The organism is Amycolatopsis roodepoortensis, from assembly GCF_024628825.1.
Taxonomy (GTDB): domain Bacteria; phylum Actinomycetota; class Actinomycetes; order Mycobacteriales; family Pseudonocardiaceae; genus Amycolatopsis; species Amycolatopsis roodepoortensis.
This window is the reverse complement of sequence record NZ_CP102415.1, coordinates 3,311,598-3,330,983: the sequence shown is the minus strand read 5'-3', so window position 1 is coordinate 3,330,983 and position 19,386 is coordinate 3,311,598. Positions and strand designations below refer to the sequence as shown.

Sequence of the window (19,386 nt, the reverse complement as noted above, 5' to 3'; positions counted from 1 at the left end):
GCATTCGACGTCGGCGCCTCGACTTCGCGCAGGACGGGATTCGCCGAAGAACTTCGCTGATCGAGGGAGATATTGATGGCTCAGTCGCGGATCGAGGACATCTGGCCGCTGTCGCCGTTGCAGGCAGGGCTGGTCTTCCACGCGGTCTACGACGGTGACGGGCTCGACGTCTACATCGGACACTGGGTCCTGGAGCTCGACGGCCCTGTGGACGCGGCGAGGCTGCGCGCGGCGTGGGAGGCGTTGCTGGCGCGGCACGCGTCGCTGCGCGCCTGCTTCCGGCAGCGCAAAACCGGCGAGACGGTCCAGATCATCGCCCGGCAGGTGGAACTGCCTTGGCGCGAGATCGACCTGTCCCACCTCGAAAACCCCGATGCGGCCGTACGGGAGCTGGCCGAGGAGGACCGGACGAAGCGGTTCGACCTCGCGACGGCGCCGCTGCTGCGGCTGACGTTGATCCGGCTCGGCGACGACAGCCACCGCCTCGTGGTCACGTGCCATCACGCGATCATGGACGCCTGGTCGCTGCCCATCGTGTTCGACGAGCTGTCGGCGCTGTACGCGGCGGCGGAGCTGCCGGAAGTGACGCCGTACCGCGAATATCTCGCGTGGCTGAGCCGTCAGGACAAGACGAAGGCGCTCGCGGCCTGGACGGACGAACTCGGTGACCTCGAAGCGCAGACCCTGGTGGCGCCCGCCGATCCGGGACGCGCGCCCGGCGTTCCCGAGAGCGTCACGGTCGAGCTGCCCTCGGAGCTCACGCGCTCGCTGGAGGACCTGGCCCGCGGCAACGGGTTGACGCTCAACACGGTCGTGCAGGGCGCGTGGGCGATGGTGCTCGCGCAACTGACCGGACGCACGGACGTCGTGTTCGGCGCGGTCGTTTCGGCGCGCCCGCCGGATCTGCCCGGCGTGGAAGGAATGGTGGGGCTGTTCCTCAACACCGTCCCGGTGCGCGCGCGGCTTCGCGGTTCGGCGCCGGTCGTCGAGATGCTGGCGGAGCTGCAAAGACGGCAGTCGGCACTCATCCCCGACCAGTTCGTCGGGCTCGCGGACATCCAGCAGGCCGCCGGACCCGGCGCGAGCTTCGACACCATGATCGTCTTCGAGAACTTCCCGCGCGAGCTCGGCGGGCCGGATTCCGCCGCGCCCTTCGGCATTCGCGTGAACCAGGGGCAGGAGGCGGCCCACTACCCGTTGACGCTGGTCGCGGTCCCCGGCGAGTCGATGCTCGTCAAACTCGACTACCTCACGGACCTGTTCGACGAGGCCGCCGCGCGAAACATCGTCGAGCGGTTCACCGGCGTGCTGCGCCAGCTGTCGCGTGACCTCACCGTCGCCGACATCGACGTCACCACCGCGGCCGAGCGCGAAACGGTCGGCCGGTGGGGTGTCTCGGCCGAGGCCGAACCGAACGTCCTGGCACCGGATCTGTTCTCGCGTCAGGACGAAAGCGCGGTCGCCGTCGTCGCCGGCGACGAAACGCTGACGTACGGGGAACTGGCCGAGCGCGCCGAACGGCTCGCGGGGTACTTGAGCGGCAAGGGAGTCCGGCGCGGCGACCGGGTCGCCGTCGTGATGGACCGGTCGCCCGAGCTGATCGCGACCCTGCTCGCGGTGTGGAAGGCGGGCGCTGCGTACATCCCGCTGGACCCCGCGTACCCGGCGGAACGCGTGAAGTTCATGCTCGCGGACGCCGAGCCGTCGGCGGTCGTGTGCACGGAAGCGCACCGGGACGCCGTCCTGGACGGAGGTCTCGCACCGATCGTCCTCGACGATCCCGAGACCCGGCGGGCGGTCGCGGAGTCCGCCCGGCTGTCGATCGGCGCCACGGCGGACGATGTCGCGTACGTGATGTACACGTCGGGCTCGACGGGCATGCCCAAGGGTGTCGCGGTGTCGCACGGCAACGTCGCCGCCCTGGTCGGCGAACCGGGCTGGGACGTCGGCCCCGGCGACGCGGTCTTGATGCACGCCTCGCACGCTTTCGACATCTCCCTGTTCGAGCTGTGGGTGCCGCTGGTCTCGGGCGCCCGGGTGGTGCTCGCCGGATCGGGTGCGGTGGACGGCGCGGCGCTGGCGAGCTACGTGGCGGACGGCGTCACGGCGGCCCACCTGACGGCCGGGAGTTTCCGGGTGCTGGCGGAGGAGGCACCGGAGTCGGTCGCCGGGCTTCGCGAGGTGCTGACCGGTGGTGACGCGGTGCCGCCGGCGGCGGTCGAGCGGGTGCGGCGGACCTGCCCGGACGTACGGGTGCGGCATCTCTACGGGCCCACCGAGGCCACGCTGTGCGCGACGTGGTGGGTGCTCGAACCCGGTGACGAGATGGGATCGGTGCTGCCGATCGGCCGTCCGCTCGCGGGGCGGCGGGTCTACGTGCTCGACGCGTTCCTGCGGCCCGTGCCCGCGGGGCTGCCGGGTGAGCTGTACGTCGCCGGAGCCGGTGTGGCGCAAGGCTATCTGGGCCGTTCGACGCTGACGGCCGAGCGCTTCGTCGCGGATCCGTTCGTGCCCGGCGGGCGCATGTACCGCACCGGGGACCTCGCATCCTGGACGGAGAACGGCACGCTGGCGTTCGCCGGCCGCGCCGACGACCAGGTGAAGATCCGCGGCTACCGGGTGGAGCCCGGGGAGATCGAGGTCGCGCTCGGCCGCCTGCCCGGGGTCGCCCAGGCCGTGGTGATCGCCCGTGGTGAGCAGCTGATCGGCTACGCCGTCCCCGAAGCGGGGCAGGATCTCGACCCGGCGCGCCTGAGCGGGCGACTCGCCGAGACGCTGCCCGAGTTCATGATCCCGGCCGCGATCCTGGTGCTGGACGAACTTCCGCTGACCGTCAACGGGAAGGTGGACCGGCAGACGCTCCCCGAGCCGGACTTCTCCTCGAAGGCGGCGGGCCGCGAACCCGCGACCGAGGACGAGCGAGTCCTTTGTGGAGTATTCGCGGACGTCCTGGGGCTGGAGCGGGTCGGCGTCGAAGACAGCTTCTTCGAACTGGGCGGCGACTCGATCTCGTCGATGCAGGTGGCCGCCCGCGCCCGGCGGGAGGGGATCTCCCTGACGCCGCGGCTGGTGTTCGAGCACCGGACGCCCGAGCGGCTGGCGGCGCTGGCCAAGGAGGCCGCAGCACCGTCCACAGTGGAGTCAGGGGTCGGCGAGATCCCGATGACGCCGGTGATGCTCGCCCTCGGCGAGAACGCCGTGCGCCCCGGCTTCGCGCAGGCACGGGTGATCGTCACCCCCGCCGAATTCGACCAGAACACGCTGGTCAAGGCCGTGCAAGCGCTGCTGGACACGCACGACCTGCTGCGGGCGCGGGTGGAATCGGGACGGCTGATCGTGCCCGAGCCTGGTGCGGTCGACGCGGCCGCCCTGGTGACACGGGTGGTCGCGGGGAACCTGGACGAGGCCGCCGAACGCGAGGTCCGGACGGCGACGGCCACGCTGGACCCGGCGGCCGGGGCGATGCTGCGCGTGGTGTGGATCGACTCTCCTGACACCGGGGAGGGACGGCTCGCGCTGGTGGCGCATCACCTGGCCGTCGACGCGGTCTCGTGGGGGATCCTGCTGCCCGATCTGCGCTCGGCCTACGAAGGCGCGGCGCTCGAACCCGTGACGACGCCCTTCCGGCAGTGGGCGCGGCGGCTGGCCGAGCAGGCGCGCGACGAGCGCACCGTGGCCGAAACCGAACGCTGGATCGCCCTCCTCGACGGCGCGGAACCGGCCGTGGAACCGAGCCCGGGCAAGACGCACTCGTGGTCCGCGACGGTGTCCGGGGACGCGGCGAACGACCTGTTGACCCGGCTGCCCAACGCCTTCCACTGCGGGATCCAGGACGTCCTGCTGGCGGGTCTCGCGGGCGCGCTGCGCGGAACCGGCGGCGCAGTGCTCGTGGACGTCGAAGGCCACGGCCGCGAGGCCGCCGACGGCGAAGACCTGCTGCGCACCGTGGGCTGGTTCACCAGCGTGCACCCGGTCCGCTTCGACGTCACCGCGGGGGACCTGCTGAAGACCGCCAAGGAACAGATCCGTGCGGTTCCCGGCGACGGACTCGGCTACGGGCTCCTGCGGTACCTCAACCCCGACACCGGCGCCCGGCTCGCGGAGCTGCCGTCCGCGCAGATCGGCTTCAACTACCTCGGCCGGACAAGCCTTTCCGCCAAGGACCCGGCATGGCAACCGGCGGGTGAAGGGCCGCTCGGTGGTGGCCCGGACATGATCCTGGCCCACCCCGTGGAGGTCGGTGCGGAGGTCCAGGACACGCCGGACGGGCCCCGGCTGGGGCTGGCCATCGACGGCCGGGACGTCGACCCCGCCACGGTGGAACGTCTCGGGGAGGCCTGGCTGGCGACGCTGAACGCGCTCGCCGCGGATGCCACCGCCGGCGGGCACACGCCGTCCGACTTCGCGCTCGTCGACTTGGCGCAGCAGGACGTGACCGAGCTGGAAGCCGCGACGCCGGGGCTGACCGACATCTGGCCGCTTTCGCCGCTCCAGGAAGGCATGCTCTTCGAGCGGGCCGTCGCCGACGACGGCGTCGACGTCTACCAGAGCCAGCGGATCCTCGACCTCGACGGGCCGCTCGACGCCGAGCGGCTGCGCGCCGCGTGGAACCAGGTGGTCGCCCGGCACGAGACGCTGCGGACCGGTTTCCACCAGCTGGCTTCCGGCGAGCCGGTGCAGGTCGTCGCCGCCGAAGCGGAAATCCCTTGGCGCACGGTCGATCTGTCGCACGTCGGGGAAGCGGACGCGGCCGCGGAGATCGAACGCCTGCTCGCCGAAGACCAGGCGGAGCGCTTCGACGTGACCAAGGCGCCGCTGCTGCGGCTGATGCTGATCAAGCTGAGCCCGGTGCGGCACCGGTTCGTGCTGACGTCGCACCACGTTCTCCTGGACGGCTGGTCCACGCCGCTCGTCCTGGGTGAGGTGTCGATCGCGTACGCGGGCGGGCAGGCGCCGTCGAAGTCACCGTCCTATCGGGACTATCTGACGTGGTTGAGCCGCCAGGACGAGCAGGCGACGCGGGCGGCGTGGCGGGCCGAACTCGCCGGTTCAGACGAGCCGACCGTCGTGGACGCCGACGCGGACAAGGCGATGGTCGTGCCGGGAGAGCACGCCGAACTGCTGCCCGAGGCCGCGACGCGTGCGCTCACCGGCTTCGCCCGCGGTCACGGCCTGACGCTGAGCACGATCGTGCAGGGCGCGTGGGCGCTGGTGCTGTCGCGGCTGGCCGGCCGGACGGACGTCGTGTTCGGGACGGTCGTCTCCGGGCGTCCCGCGGACGTGCCGGACGTGGAACAGATGGTGGGGATGTTCATCAACACCGTCCCGGTCCGCGTGCGTCTCGACGGGGATCTGCCGGTGCTGGAAATGCTCCAGGATCTGCAGGCCCGGCAGTCCGCGCTGTCCGAGCACCAGTACCTGGGGCTGTCGCAGGTGCAGCGCGCGGCGGGTTCGGGCGCGGTCTTCGACACCATCGTGATGATCGAGAACTATCCGCACGACGCCGACGGTCTCGGTGACGACGGCGGTGTCGCGATCAGCGCGGTCGAGACCCGGACCGGCACCGGTTATCCGCTGACCATGAGCGTTTCGCCCGGCAAGAGCCTGCTGATCCGCGTGGCCTACCGGCCCGACCGGATCGACGCCGGGACCGCGGCCGAGGTCGCCAGGCAGGTCGTTCGGGTGCTGGAGCGCGTGTCGGCGGAGGCCTCGCTTCCCGTGGGCCGCCTCGGTGTGACCAGCGAACCGGCACGCGTCTCCGTGGTGGAGCGGTGGAACGCGACAGGCGAGGCGACATCCGGGGTCACGGTGCCGGAGCTGTTCCGGCGGCGGGCCGCGAAATCCCCCGAAGCGGTGGCGGTCGTCGACGGGGATCGCACGCTGTCCTACGCCGAACTCGACCGGGAATCCGACGGGCTGGCCGGGGATCTGGCCGCGCGCGGGGTGCGGCGCGGTGACCGCGTCGGTGTCGTGATGGAGCGCGGCGCGGATCTGATCGTCGCCCTGCTCGCGGTCTGGAAGGCCGGCGCGGCGCAGGTTCCGGTGAACCTGGACTACCCCGCCGAACGGATCGAGCGGATGCTGGGCGATTCCGGTGCGGCGCTGGCGATCTGCGTGGCGGCTAGCCGTGATTCGGTGCCGGACGGCGTCGAGCCGGTGGTAATGGGCGCGACGGAGCACGCGGCGCCGCCGGTCATCGTCGGCGCGCACGACACGGCTTACGTGATGTACACGTCGGGATCGACCGGCGTGCCGAAGGGTGTTTCGGTGCCGCACGGCAGTGTCGCGGCGCTCGCGGGCGACCCGGGCTGGTCGCAGGGGCCAGGAGATCGCGTGCTGCTGCACGCTTCCCACGCGTTCGACGCGTCGCTGGTCGAGATCTGGGTGCCGCTGGTGAGCGGGGCCGCCGTCGTGGTCGCGGAACCGGGCGCGGTCGACGCGCAGCGGGTGCGGGAAGCGGTCGAACGCGGTGTCACCACCATCCACCTGACCGCCGGGACTTTCCGCGTGGTGGCCGAGGAAGCACCCGAATCCTTCACCGGGCTGCGGGAGATCCTGACCGGTGGCGACGCGGTGCCGCTCGCCTCCGTCGAGCGGATGCGCCGCGCCTGCCCGGACGTCCGGTTCCGGCAGCTGTACGGCCCCACCGAAATCACGCTGTGCGCCACCTGGCTCGTCCTCGAACCGGGTGCCGGGACGGGCGACGTCCTGCCGATCGGCGGACCGCTGGCCGGCAGGCAGGCGTACGTGCTCGACGCGTTCCTGCAGCCGGTGGCGCCGGGCGTGACCGGCGAGCTGTACCTCGCCGGTGCCGGTCTGGCGCACGGTTACCTGGGCGCTCCGACCGCGACGGCGCAGCGCTTCGTCGCGAGCCCTTTCGCGGCCGGTGAGCGCATGTACCGCACCGGAGACCTCGCGCGCTGGACCGACGACGGCGAGCTGCTGTTCGGCGGCCGGGCCGACTCCCAGGTGAAGATCCGGGGCTACCGCGTCGAACCGGGCGAGGTCGAAGCGGCGCTGACCGCGCTGCCCGACGTCGCGCAGGCCGTGGTGGTGGCGCGGGAGGAACGTCCCGGCGAGAAGCGGCTGATCGCCTACGTCACCGCGGAATCGGGACTGGAATCCGAAGCGGTCCGCACCCGGCTCGCGGAGCGGCTGCCGGAGTTCATGGTGCCCGCGGTGGTGCTGGTGCTGGACACGTTCCCGTTGACGCTCAACGGAAAGATCGACCGCGCCGCCCTGCCCGCCCCCGAATTCGCCGGGAAACCGGCAGGCCGCGAACCGCGGACCGAGGCCGAACGCGTCATGACCGATCTCTTCGCCGAGATCCTCGGCCTGGACCGGGTCGGCGCGGACGACAGCTTCTTCGAACTGGGCGGCGACTCGATCCTCTCGATGCGGCTGGCCGCCCGAGCCCGGCGCGAGGATTTCGTCTTCGGTGCCAAGCAGGTCTTCGAGCAGAAGACCCCCGCGGGTCTCGCAGCGGTCGCCGAACGCGGTGTGCGGGAGGCCGAGGCAGCCGACGGCGTCGGCGAGGTGCCGTGGACCCCGGTCGTGCGGGCGCTGCTCGAACGCGATCCCGGCGCGATGTCGCGGGGCGCGCTGGCGCAGTGGGTGACGGCGAGCGTGCCCGGCGACCTTTCTCTCGAGGTGCTGACGGCCGGTCTGCGTGCGGTGATCGACACCCATGACCTGCTGCGGAGCCAGGTGATCGATTCCCGCCTGGTCGTGGCCGAACGCGGATCCGTCGACGCGGCGGCGCTGCTCCAGCGGGTCGAGGCCGGAGCCGGTGACCTCGACGAAATCGCAGAGCGTCACGCGCACGAGGCCGCCGGACGGCTTGACCCCGTCGCGGGCGTGATGCTCCAGGCCGTTTGGGTGGATGCCGGCTCCGAGGGACGGCTCGTGCTGGCCGCCCATCACCTCGCGGTCGACGTGGTGTCGTGGCGTGTCCTGCTGGCCGATCTGCAAGCGGCGTGCGAGGAACCGGTGCTCGACCCACCGCCCGTTTCGTTCCGGCGCTGGGCGCGGACGCTGGCCGATCAGGCGGCGTCGCGGACCGGGGAACTGGAGCTGTGGACGGAAATCCTCGACGGCGCGCAGGCGCGGATCGGTGAACTCGATCCTCGGCGCGACACCATCGCGACTTCGGGGCGCAAGTCGTGGACCCTGCCGAGGGATCGCGCGAGCGTGCTCGTCGAGAAGACCACCACGGCCTTCCACTGCGGCGTCCACGAGGTACTGCTGGCGACCCTCGCCGGCGCGGTCACCCGGTGGCGTGGCGGCACCTCCGTCGTGGTGGACGTGGAAGGACATGGCCGTCAGCCGCTCGACGGGATGGACCTGTCGCGGACGCTCGGCTGGTTCACCGACGTCCATCCGCTGAGGTTGGACACCGCCGGGGCGGACACGCCCGGCAAGTTGCTGAAGCAGGTCAAGGAAAACGTGCGAGCGGTGCCGGACGGCGGGCTCGGCTACGGGATGCTGCGGTATCTCGACGCGGAGACCGGGAAGGCGCTGGCGGCGCTGCCGTCGCCGGAGATCGGCTTCAACTACCTCGGGCGGTTCTCGGCACGGCCCGAAGGCGACGCGGAACCCTGGCAGCTGGCCGGGACCATCGGCGGCACGGCGGAGGACGACCTGCCGCTGCGGCACGCCGTCGAGATCGACGCGGTCGTGCTCGACGGGGAGTTCACGCTGACTCTGACCTGGGCGGAACGCCTGCTCACGGAGGCCGACGCGGAGTCGCTCGGCCAGGCGTGGCTCGACATGCTGACCGGGCTGGCCCTCCACACGGAGAGCGGCGCGGGCGGGCACACGCCGTCGGACTTCCCGCTCATCACGCTGACCCAGCAGGAAGTGACGGACGTCGAGGCCCTCGTCCCGAGCCTGGACGACATCTGGCCGCTTTCCCCCCTGCAGGAAGGGTTGCTGTTCCACGCGGTCGACGAGCGCGGGCCGGACGTCTACGCCGGTATCCGCGACATCATCCTCGACGGGCCGCTGGACGTCGCCCGGTTCCGCGCGGCGTGGCAGACCCTGCTCGACCGGCATCCCGCGCTGCGGGCGGGTTTCCACCGCCTCGGCTCCGGGACCGCCGTGCAGGCCGTCGTCCGCGATGTTCCGGTGCCGTGGCAGGAAACCGACCTGTCGCATCTGCCCGAGGACGAGGCGCTGGCGGAATTCGAGCGGCTCGCGGCGGCATCGCACGCCGAGCGGTTCGACCTGGCGAAGGCGCCGCTGCTGCACCTGCATCTGGTGCGGTTCGCCGAGCGCAGGCACCGGCTGGTGCTCAGGTCGCATCACATCTCGGCCGACGGCTGGTCGCTGCCGGTGTTCCTCGGCGAGGTGATGGCAGCGTACGAAGATGACCGGCAGCTGCCCACGCCGACGTCGTACCGCGAGTACCTCGCCTGGCTTTCCCGCCAGGACAAGGCGGCGGCCAAGGAAGCGTGGCGGACCGAACTCGCCGGACTCGACGAGGCGACCCACGTGGTGCCGCCGGACACGATCGCCGTGCCCATCGAGCCGGATCGCGTCCGCTTCGAACTCGATGAAGATCTCAGCGGACGACTGATGGAGTTCACCCGGCGCCACGGCGTCACGACGAACACGCTTTTCCAAGGCGTGTGGGCACTTCTGCTGGCCAGGCTGACCGGACGCGACGACGTCGTCTTCGGGACCACGGTGGCCGGTCGGCCGGTCGAGATCCCCGGGGTCGAATCCGCGGTCGGCCTGTTCATGAACATGCTGCCGGTCCGGGCGCGGCTCACCGGCGCCCAGCCGTTCCTGGAGATGCTGGCGGATCTGCAGGCACGCCAGGTCGCGCTGATGCCGCACCAGCACGTCGGACTGACCGAGATCAACCAGCTCGCCGGTCCCGGCGCGGCCTTCGACACGATCGTGGTGTTCGAGAACTACCCGCCGCCGCCCCCGCCGTCCGACGATCCCGACGTCCTCGCCCTGCGCCCGGCGGGGATCCCGGACGACACCGGGCACTATCCGTTGTCGATCCGCGCTTCCGAAGGCGGCGGCGTGCACGGCGAGGTCATCTACCGGCCGGACGTTTTCGACCGGACGCGGATCGAGGAGATCGTCGCCTCGATCATCCGGGCGCTCGACCAGGTGGTGACCGAACCGCGGATCCCGGTCGGGCGGGTCGCCCTGATCGGGCCCGAGCAGCGCCGTCTGGTGATCGAGGAGTGGAACCGGACCGAGGTGCCGTTCGAGGCCGAGGCGCTGCCGGTGCTGTTCCGCCGTCAGGTGGAGCGGTCGCGCGACGCGGTGGCGATCGAGGACGCGAAGCGGACCCTCACCTACGGCGAACTGCTCGGCGAGGTCGAGACGCTGGCGCGGTTGCTCGTCGGACTCGGTGTCCGGCGGGAGTCCCGGGTCGGGGTGCTGGTCGAACGGTCGGCCGGACTCGTCGTGACCATGATGGGCGTGACGTTCGCCGGTGGGGCGTTCGTCCCGGTCGACCCGGACTATCCGGCCGAGCGGATCGAGCTGATGCTGACCAGTTCGGCGCCGCAGGTGCTGGTCTGCACGTCGGCTACCCGGGCGGTCGTTCCGGAGACCTTCGACGGCGAGATCCTGCTGCTGGACGAACTTCCCGCCGCGGATCCGTCGGTCGTGCTGCCGTCGGTGAAGACGACAGACGCGGCGTACGTGATCTACACGTCCGGGTCGACAGGGGTGCCGAAGGGCGTCCAGGTCACTCACTCCGGGCTGGGGAACCTGGCGACCGCGCATATCGAACGCCTCGGTGTGACGGCGTCCTCGCGGGTGCTGCAGTTGTCCGCGATCGGCTTCGACGCCATCGTTTCGGAGCTGTACATGTCCTTGCTGGCCGGTGCGACCCTGGTGCTGGCCGACGCGGAGAGCATGCCGCCGCGGGTGACCCTCGGCGACGCGCTGCGGCAGTGGGGGATCACGCATCTCACGGTGTCGCCGAGTGTGCTGGCGGTGGAGGAGGATCTGCCGGACACGCTGCGCGGCGTGCTGACCGGCGGCGAGGTGTGCACGCCCGCGCTGGTCGACCGCTGGTCGCCGGGGCGCCGGTTCATCAACGCCTACGGCCCCACCGAGACGACGATCTGCTCGACCATGAGCGCCCCGTTGTCACCGGGACACGAGGTCGTCCCGCTCGGCGGCCCGATCCGGAACGTGAAGCACTACATCCTCGACGCGTACCTGCAGCCGGTGCCGCCGGGGGTCGCGGGTGAGCTGTACATCGCGGGCGCCGGACTCGCCCGCGGGTATCTCGGACGGCCGGGTCTGACGTCGGAACGGTTCGTCGCCGACCCGTTCACGCCGGGCGAGCGTATGTACCGCTCCGGCGACCGGTTCCGCTGGGATCCCGACGGCGAGCTGATCTTCGTCGGCCGCGTCGACGCGCAGGTCAAGGTGCGCGGCTACCGGGTCGAACCCGCGGAGATCGAGAACGTGCTGGCCGGACATCCGGGCGTCGCGCAGGTCGCGGTCGCCGTCCACCGGGACGGACCGGGCGACAAACGGCTCGTGGCGTACGTCGTGCCCGCGGACGAGGCCGACGTTGCGCTCACCTCGGTGCTGCGCGAGATGGCGGCCGCCCGGCTGCCGGAGTACATGATGCCCGCGGCGTTCGTGGCGCTGGAGAAGATGCCGCTCACCCCGAACGGCAAGCTCGACCACCGGGCGCTCCAGGCACCCGACTTCTCCGGCCTGTCCTCCGGCCGCGACCCGCGCACGGCCATGGAGGCGAAGCTGTGCGAGCTGTTCGCGGAGGTGCTCGGCCTGGAGCAGGTCGGGCCCGACGACAGCTTCTTCGAACTCGGCGGCGACTCGATCATCTCGATGCAGCTGTCGGCCCGCGCCCGCCGCGAAGGGCTGGAACTGAGCCCGTGGCAGGTGTTCGAAGAGAAGACACCGGAACGGCTGGCGACGCTCGTCAAGGAGATCCCGCCCGAAGGCGAGACCACCCCGGAACCGCAGGCGGAGGGCGTGGGGGGCTCGCTTGTCGCACTTTCCGCGGATCAGTTGGAACAGCTTGAGGCCGGGTTCTCGTGAGTGGCGTTTCGGGTTCTAACCCGAAACGCCACTCACGACCCCCATCGCGAACGCGAGTTCACTCACCCACTTCACCAAGGAGCAGATCGTGACCGTTGACGACACTCGCGCGAAACCGCGTTCCAGCGTGGAGGACGTCTGGCCTCTTTCCCCGCTGCAGGAGGGAATGCTCTACCACACCGCCCTCGACGACGAGGGGCCCGACACCTACACCGTGCAGACCGTCTACGGCATCGACGGCCCGCTGGACGCGGCCCTGCTGCGGGCGTCGTGGCAGGCACTCGTCGACCGGCACGCCGCGCTGCGGGCCTGTTTCCGTTACGTCAGCGGCGCGCAGATGGTGCAGGTCATCACGCGGGACGCGCAGATCCCTTGGCGCGAAACGGATCTCACCGGGCTGCCGGAGGAGATCCTCGAAAGCGAAGTGGACCGGCTGGCCGCGGACGAGCTGGCCGAGCGGCTCCGCATCGAGGTGGCGCCGCTGATGAAGCTGCACCTGATCCGGCTCGGCCCGGACCGCCACCGGTTGGTGCACACGCTGCACCACGTGCTGACCGACGGCTGGTCGATGCCGATCATCCACCGCGAACTCGCCGCGATCTACGCCGCGGGCGGGGACGCCTCCGGGCTGCCGCCCACAGTGTCCTATCGGGACTATCTCGCCTGGCTCGGCAAGCAGGACAAGGAAATCGCCCGTGCGGCCTGGCGCGAGGAGTTCGCCGGGATCGACACTCCCACCGCGGTCGCGCCCGCGGATCCCGGCCGGGTGCCGGAGATCGACACGGCGATCGTCGAGCTGTCCACGGAACTCACCGACGGGCTGGCGAATCTGGCGCGGACCCACGACCTCACGCTGAACACCGTCGTGCAGGGCGCGTGGGCCGTCGTGCTGTCGCAGCTCGCCGGCCGCACCGACGTCGTGTTCGGCGCGACCGCTTCGGGCCGTCCCGCCGAACTGGCTGGTGTCGAGTCGATGGTCGGCCAGCTGCTCAACACCCTGCCGGTGCGGGTCCGGCTCGACGGCGCGAAGCGGGCCGTCGACCTCTTCGCCGAACTGCAGCGCGACCAGTCCGCGCTCATGGCGCACCAGCACCTCGGCCTCCAGGACGTGCAGGCCGTGGTCGGACCCGGCGCGGTGTTCGACACGCTCGTCATCTACGAGAACTTCCCCCGCAAGGGACTCGGCCAGGCGCACGGCGGCCTGACCCTGCGTCCGGTGAAGCGGGGACGCAACTCGTCGCACTACCCGTTCACCCTGGTCACCGGCCCCGGTGAGCAGATGCCGCTCATCCTCGACTACGACCGCGGCCTGTTCGACGAAAAGGTCGCCGGATCGGTCGTCGGCGCGCTCGCCCGCGTGCTGGAGCGGCTGGTCGCCGAACCCGACGTCCTCGTCGGCCGGTTGACGCTGCTGAGCGAGGCCGAACGCTCCTTGGTGGTGAACGAATTCAACGCGACCGAGGGGCCCGTGCCGGGCGACTCCGTCGTCGAGCTGTTCGCGCGGCGGGTGACCGAGGCGCCCGAAGCGGTGGCGATCACCGACGCCGCGGGCGCGGACCTGACCTACGCCGCCGTCGACCAGGCCTCGAACCGGCTGGCCGCGTATCTCGCTGCCCGTGGTGTCGGCCGCGGCGACCGCGTCGGCGTGGCGATGGAGCGGTCGCCGGACCTGATCATCGCGTTCCTGGCGATCTGGAAGGCGGGCGCCGCCTACGTCCCGGTGGATGTCGAGTACCCGGCCGAGCGGATCGCGTTCATCCTCGACGACTCCGCGGTCTCGGTCGTGGTGTGCACGGAGGCCACCAGTGGCGTCGTGCCGAAGGACACGATCGTCCTCGACGCACCGGAAACGCGGGCCGCCATCGACGCTTCCGCAGCCACGGCACGGGAATTCCGGCCGAGCGCGCACGATCTGGCGTACGTCATGTACACCTCCGGCTCCACCGGCCTGCCCAAGGGCGTGGGGATCCCGCACGGCGGCGTGGCGGGTCTGGCCGGCGACCAGGGCTGGCAGATCGGCCCCGGCGACGGCGTCCTCATGCACGCGACGCACGTCTTCGACCCCTCGCTGTACGCGATGTGGGTGCCGCTCTCGACGGGTGCGCGTGTCCTGCTCACCGAGCCCGGTGTGCTCGACGCGGCCGGGGTGCGGCAGGCCGTCGCGCGCGGCGCGAACTACGTGCACCTCACCGCCGGTACCTTCCGCGCGCTCGCGGAGACGTCGCCGGAATGCTTCGAGGGCCTGGTCGAAATCGGCACCGGCGGTGACATCGTTCCCGCGCAGTCCGTGGAGAACCTGCGCCGGGCCCAGCCGAATCTGCGGGTGCGCAACACCTACGGGCCGACCGAGACCACCCTGTGCGCGACGTGGCTCCCGATCGAACCCGGCGACGTCGTCGACCGGGAACTGCCCATCGGTCACCCCATGACGAACCGCCGGATCTACATCCTCGACGCGTTCCTGCGGCCGGTCGCGCCGGGTGTGGCGGGCGAGCTGTACATCGCGGGAACGGGCCTGGCACGCGGATACCTCGACAGCCCGGGCCTCACGTCCGAGCGCTTCGTGGCGTGCCCGTTCGTCCCGGGCGAGCGCATGTACCGCACCGGCGACCTGGCGCGCTGGACCCGCGACGGCGAGGTCGTGTTCCTCGAACGCGCCGACGACCAGGTGAAGATCCGCGGTTACCGCGTCGAACTGGGCGAGGTCGAATCCGTGTTGGCCGCCCAGCCGGGCGTGGTCGAGGCCGTCGTCATGGCGCGCGAGGACCAGCCGGGCGAGAAGCGGCTGGTCGGGTACTTCGTCTCCGACGGCGGCGACGCCGGACCGGAGGAGATCAAGCGGCAGATGGGTCTCGTGCTGCCCGCGTACATGGTGCCGATGGCGGTCGTCGCCCTGCCCGGCCTTCCGGTCACTCCCAACGGAAAGGTCGACCGCCGGGCGCTGCCCGCCCCGGATCTCGCGGGCCGCGCGTCGGAGAAGGCGCCGGAGAGCGAATCCGAAAAGGTGCTCTGCGAGCTGTTCTCGGAGATCCTCGGCGTCGACAACGTCGGTGTCGACGACGCCTTCCACGACCTCGGCGGCAGCTCGGCGCTGGCGATGCGGCTCATCGCGCGGATCCGCGAGGTGATCGGCGTGGATCTGCCGATCCGGCAGCTGTTCTCCTCGCCGACGCCCGCCGGTGTCGCCAGGGCGCTCGCCGCGAAGTCCCGTCCCGCGCTGGAGCCCGCCGAGCGGCCCGAGCGGATTCCGCTCACCGCACGGCAGCTGCGAGCGTGGTTGCTGGCCAACCCCGGTGAGGAGACCGCCGGACTGCAGATCTCGGTCGCGCTGCGCCTGCGCGGCAGGCTCGACGTGGCCGCGCTGGCGGCCGCGCTCGGCGACGTCGCGACCCGGCACGAGGTGCTGCGCACGACGTTCCCCGGAGACGCGCAGAACGTCCGGCAGCTCGTCCACGAGCCGGCGGCCATCGAGCTGACCCCGGTGCCCGCCACCGAGGAAGAGCTTCCCGTCCTGCTCGCCGGGCTGCGAGCGTCGGTCTTCGACCTCACTCGTGAGGTGCCGTGGCGCTGCGATCTGTTCGCGCTGGGGGAAAAGGAGCACGTGCTGCACCTGCGGCTGCACCGCATCCTCGCCGACGACGACTCGCTCGACGTGTTCTTCCGCGACCTGTCGGCCGCGTACGGCGCACGGCGTTCGGGCCGCGTTCCCGAGCGCGCGCCGCTGGCGCTGCAGTTCGCCGACTACGCGATCTGGGAGCAGCGGCTCCTCGCGGACGAGGACGAACCGGGCAGCCTGATCAACGAACAGGTCGTCTTCTGGCGGGACACCCTCACCGGGATCGAAGGGGAGACGGTGCTGCCGTTCGATCGGCCGCGTCCGGCCGTCCCGTCGCGCAAGGCGGGCACGGTCGCGCTGCGGCTCGGCGCCGAACCGTACGAACGGCTGACCAAAGCGGTGGAACGGCTCGGCGCGGAAACGATCCACGTCGTGCACGCCGGGCTCGCGATGCTGCTGAGCAAATCCGGCGCGGGCGAAGACCTGGTGATCGGGACGAAGCTGGCTCGGGACGAGGATCTCATCGACCTCGAGCCGATGATCGGGCCGTTCACCCGGCCACTGGCCCTGCGCACGGATCTCTCCGGCGATCCGACCTTCCTCGAGGTCGTCACGCGGGTGCAGGAGGCCGTGCGGGGTGCGCGCCAGCAGCTCGACGTGCCATTCGAGCGGATCGTCGACCTGCTGGACCTGCCGGCCTCGCTTTCCCGCCATCCTGTGTTTCAGGTGGGGCTGGAGGTCGACGAGGAGGACATCGGCGCGTGGGACGCGGCGGAACTGCCCGCGCTGCGCACCAGCGTCGAACCCGGCGGAACCGAGGCCACGGAACTGGATCTCGCGTTCAAGCTCACCGAGCGGCTCGACGAGGACGACAACGAGGACGGTCTCGAAGGCACTCTTCGTTATGCCGCGGACCTTTTCGACGAGGCCACGGCCGAATCGGTGGCACGGCGGCTGGTCCACGTCCTGGAGCAGGTCGCGGAGGATCCCCAGCGGCGGATCAGCGAGCTGGACCTCTTCCTCGACGAGACCGAACGCGGCCGTCCGGCGATCGCGCCGGCGCGGTGGGCGGGCGAGGTGCCTTCGGTCGTCGCGGAGCTGGGTCCGGTCGGCGCGCTGGTGCTCGACGGCCAGAAGCGGCCCGTCGCCCCCGGCGTCGTCGGTGATCTCTACGTCACCGGACCGGTGGTGGACGAGGGCAAGACGGGTGAGCCCTGCCCGTTCGGCGAGCCGGGACACCGGATGCTGAACACCGGCCTGCTCGCCCGCAAGACCCCGGCCAAGACCCTGATCGTGGTGGGGGAGCGGAAGCGCACGAGCACCTCGGTGAAGACGGGTGACTACGAGATCCTGTTGCCGCTGCAGGCGGGCGGCGATCGGCCGCCGCTGTTCTGCGTGCACGCGAGCGGCGGGCTCAGCTGGAACTACGGGCCGCTGCTGCGGCATCTTCCCGCGAACCAGCCGGTCTACGGCGTGCAGGCCCGCGGCCTCGCGCGGACCGAACGGCTGCCCGAGAGCGTCGAAGAGATGGCGGCCGACTACCTGGCGCATATCCGTGCCGTGCAGCCGACCGGGCCGTATCACCTGCTCGGCTGGTCGCTCGGCGGCCGGATCGCGCAGGCGATGGCCGCGATGCTCGAAGCCGACGGGGAAGAACTCGGCCTGCTCGCGCTGCTCGACGCCTACCCCGTCTACATGGGACGGAACGCGACCGGCACGGTGACCGAAGAGGCGGCCCGCGACGAAGACGGCCTCCAGAAACGGAAACAGCAGGATCTGGAGCTGGCGGGCGGAATGGTCCAGGGCCCCGGCGCCCGGGAGCGGCTGGAAGCGGTCATGAAGAACCTCTGGAAGGTGGGGCCGCAGCACACGGCGTCGCCGTTCAACGGCGACATCCTGCTCTTCGTCGCCTCGGAGGACCGGCCGGCGCACCTGCCCGTGTCGGAGGCCGTCGCCGGCTGGAAGGACTTCACCAGCGGCACGATCGAACACCACGAGATCCCGACCAACCATTACGACATGGTGCAACCCGCGGCGTTGGTCCAGATTGGATCCATCGTCGCCGAGAAGCTCCGGCCTCGGCCGGGCGCGTGAAAGGAAAAGCGATCATGAGCAACCCCTTTGACAACGAAGACGGTTCCTTTTTCGTGCTGGTGAACGACGAGGGCCAGCACTCGCTCTGGCCGACGTTCGCCGAGGTGCCCGCGGGCTGGACCCGCGTCCACGGCGAGGCCTCGCGCCAGGAATGCCTCGCCTACGTCGAGGAGAACTGGACCGACCTGCGGCCGAAGAGCCTGATCGCCGAAGTCAACGGCTGAGCGAGGGTGTCCAGCCGCTCAATCCGGGCGGTTGGACGAGCTCGGCGCCCGCTTGTGCTCGTGAGTGGCGATTCGGGTTAGAACCCGAATCGCCACTCACGACCCGCCGGAGCCCGCTCCCGACGGCGACCGGCGCTCCGGCGCGAGCGGCGAGGGCCCGAAACGAGAAGCACGCCCAGATCCGGGCGGTTGGACGAACTCGACGCTCGTCCGCCCAAGCCGAGAACATCATTCCCGCGCGCGACGGCCGGTCGAGGCGAAAGGAACTGCCGTGTTCGAGGAGCTCAACGTCGTCAAGGGTTTGGAAATCCACCGGAGGAACCGCTTCGACCCGGGGGCCGAACTCCTTTCCCTGATGGCCGAAGGCCCCATCTCCGCCCTGGGCACCGAGGAAGACGGCGAACGGCGGACGGCCTGGCTCGCCACCGGCTACGACGAGGTCCGCCAGGTCCTCAGCTCGGACAAGTTCAGCGCGCGCCTGATCTACGGGGGCACCGCGGCAGGCATCGCCTGGCCGGGTTTCCTCACCCACTACGACCCGCCGGACCACACGCGGCTGCGCCGGTTGGTCACCCCGCCGTTCACCATGCGGCGGATGAAGGATTTCCGGCCCGAGGTCGCGCAGATCGTCGAAGACGCCTTGGACACCATCGAGGACATGGGCGGTCCGGTGGATTTCGTCCCGCATTTCGGCTGGGCGATCGCCACGACGGCGACCTGCGACTTCCTCGGCATCCCGCGGGACGACCAGGCGGATCTGTCCCGCACCCTGCACGCCAGCCGGACCGAGCGGACGGACAAACGGCGCAACGCGGCGGGCAACAAGTACATGCAGTACATGAACAAGGCCGTCGCCCGCGTGCGTCGCGATCCCGGTGACGACCTGTTCGGCGTCGTGGTGCGCGAACACGGCGACGAGATCACCGACGCGGAGCTGGCCGGGGTGGCCGCGTTCATCATGGGCGCCGGCGGCGACCAGGTCGCCCGGTTCCTCGCGGCGGGCGCGCTGCTGATGGTCGATTTCCCGGAGCAGTTCGACATCCTGCGGGACCAGCCGGACACGATCCCGGACTGGCTGGAGGAGCTGAACCGGTATCTGACCACCGACGAGAAACTCCACCCGCGTATCGCCAAGGAGGACGTGACGATCGGCGGCCGTCTGGTCAAGGCCGGTGACACCGTCACGTGTTCCCTGCTCGGGGCGAACCGGGCGAAGTTCCCCGCGCCGGAGGACGAATTCGACATCACCCGGGAGAAGTCGCCGCATGTCTCGTTCGGGCACGGGATCCACCACTGCCTCGGCAGGCCGCTGGCGGAGATGGTGTTCCGGGAGGCGATTCCCGCGCTGGCACGGCGTTTTCCCAAGCTGAGGCTCGCCGAGCCCGATCGCAAACTCAAGTTCGGACCGCCACCGTTCGACGTGGAAGCCCTGCCGCTCGACTGGTAACGCCAGAAAGCCTGAGG

At 70.9% G+C, this 19,386-nt stretch carries 4 protein-coding genes; all 4 read left to right on the top strand.

Going from position 1 to position 19,386, the window contains the following annotated elements:
• Positions 1–75: 75 nt before the first annotated feature.
• The 4 genes from NQK81_RS15505 (at position 76) to NQK81_RS15490 (ending at position 19,369) form a co-directional block, all read left to right on the top strand.
• The gene (locus tag NQK81_RS15505) at positions 76–12,048 is read left to right on the top strand and encodes a non-ribosomal peptide synthetase (protein ID WP_257488767.1); all 11,973 of its coding nucleotides are present in this window, start codon (positions 76–78) and stop codon (positions 12,046–12,048) included.
• 88 nt (positions 12,049–12,136) lie between these two features.
• A complete protein-coding gene (locus tag NQK81_RS15500; RefSeq protein ID WP_257488766.1) occupies positions 12,137–17,698 on the top strand; it encodes a non-ribosomal peptide synthetase in 5,562 nt (1,853 codons plus the stop codon).
• 14 nt (positions 17,699–17,712) lie between these two features.
• Positions 17,713–17,922, top strand: coding sequence for an MbtH family protein (locus tag NQK81_RS15495; RefSeq protein WP_126733878.1), 210 nt, complete (start codon positions 17,713–17,715; stop codon positions 17,920–17,922).
• Between the two features lie 271 nt (positions 17,923–18,193).
• Complete coding sequence (locus tag NQK81_RS15490; RefSeq protein WP_126733876.1) at positions 18,194–19,369, top strand: cytochrome P450; 1,176 nt, start codon at positions 18,194–18,196, stop codon at positions 19,367–19,369.
• The last annotated feature ends 17 nt before the right edge of the window (positions 19,370–19,386 follow it).

Coding starts and splice junctions, on each gene's coding strand:
- NQK81_RS15495 (WP_126733878.1), top strand. CDS start 17,713: ATGAGCAACCCCTTTGACAACGAAGACGGTTCCTTTTTCGTGCTGGTG.
- NQK81_RS15505 (WP_257488767.1), top strand. CDS start 76: ATGGCTCAGTCGCGGATCGAGGACATCTGGCCGCTGTCGCCGTTGCAG.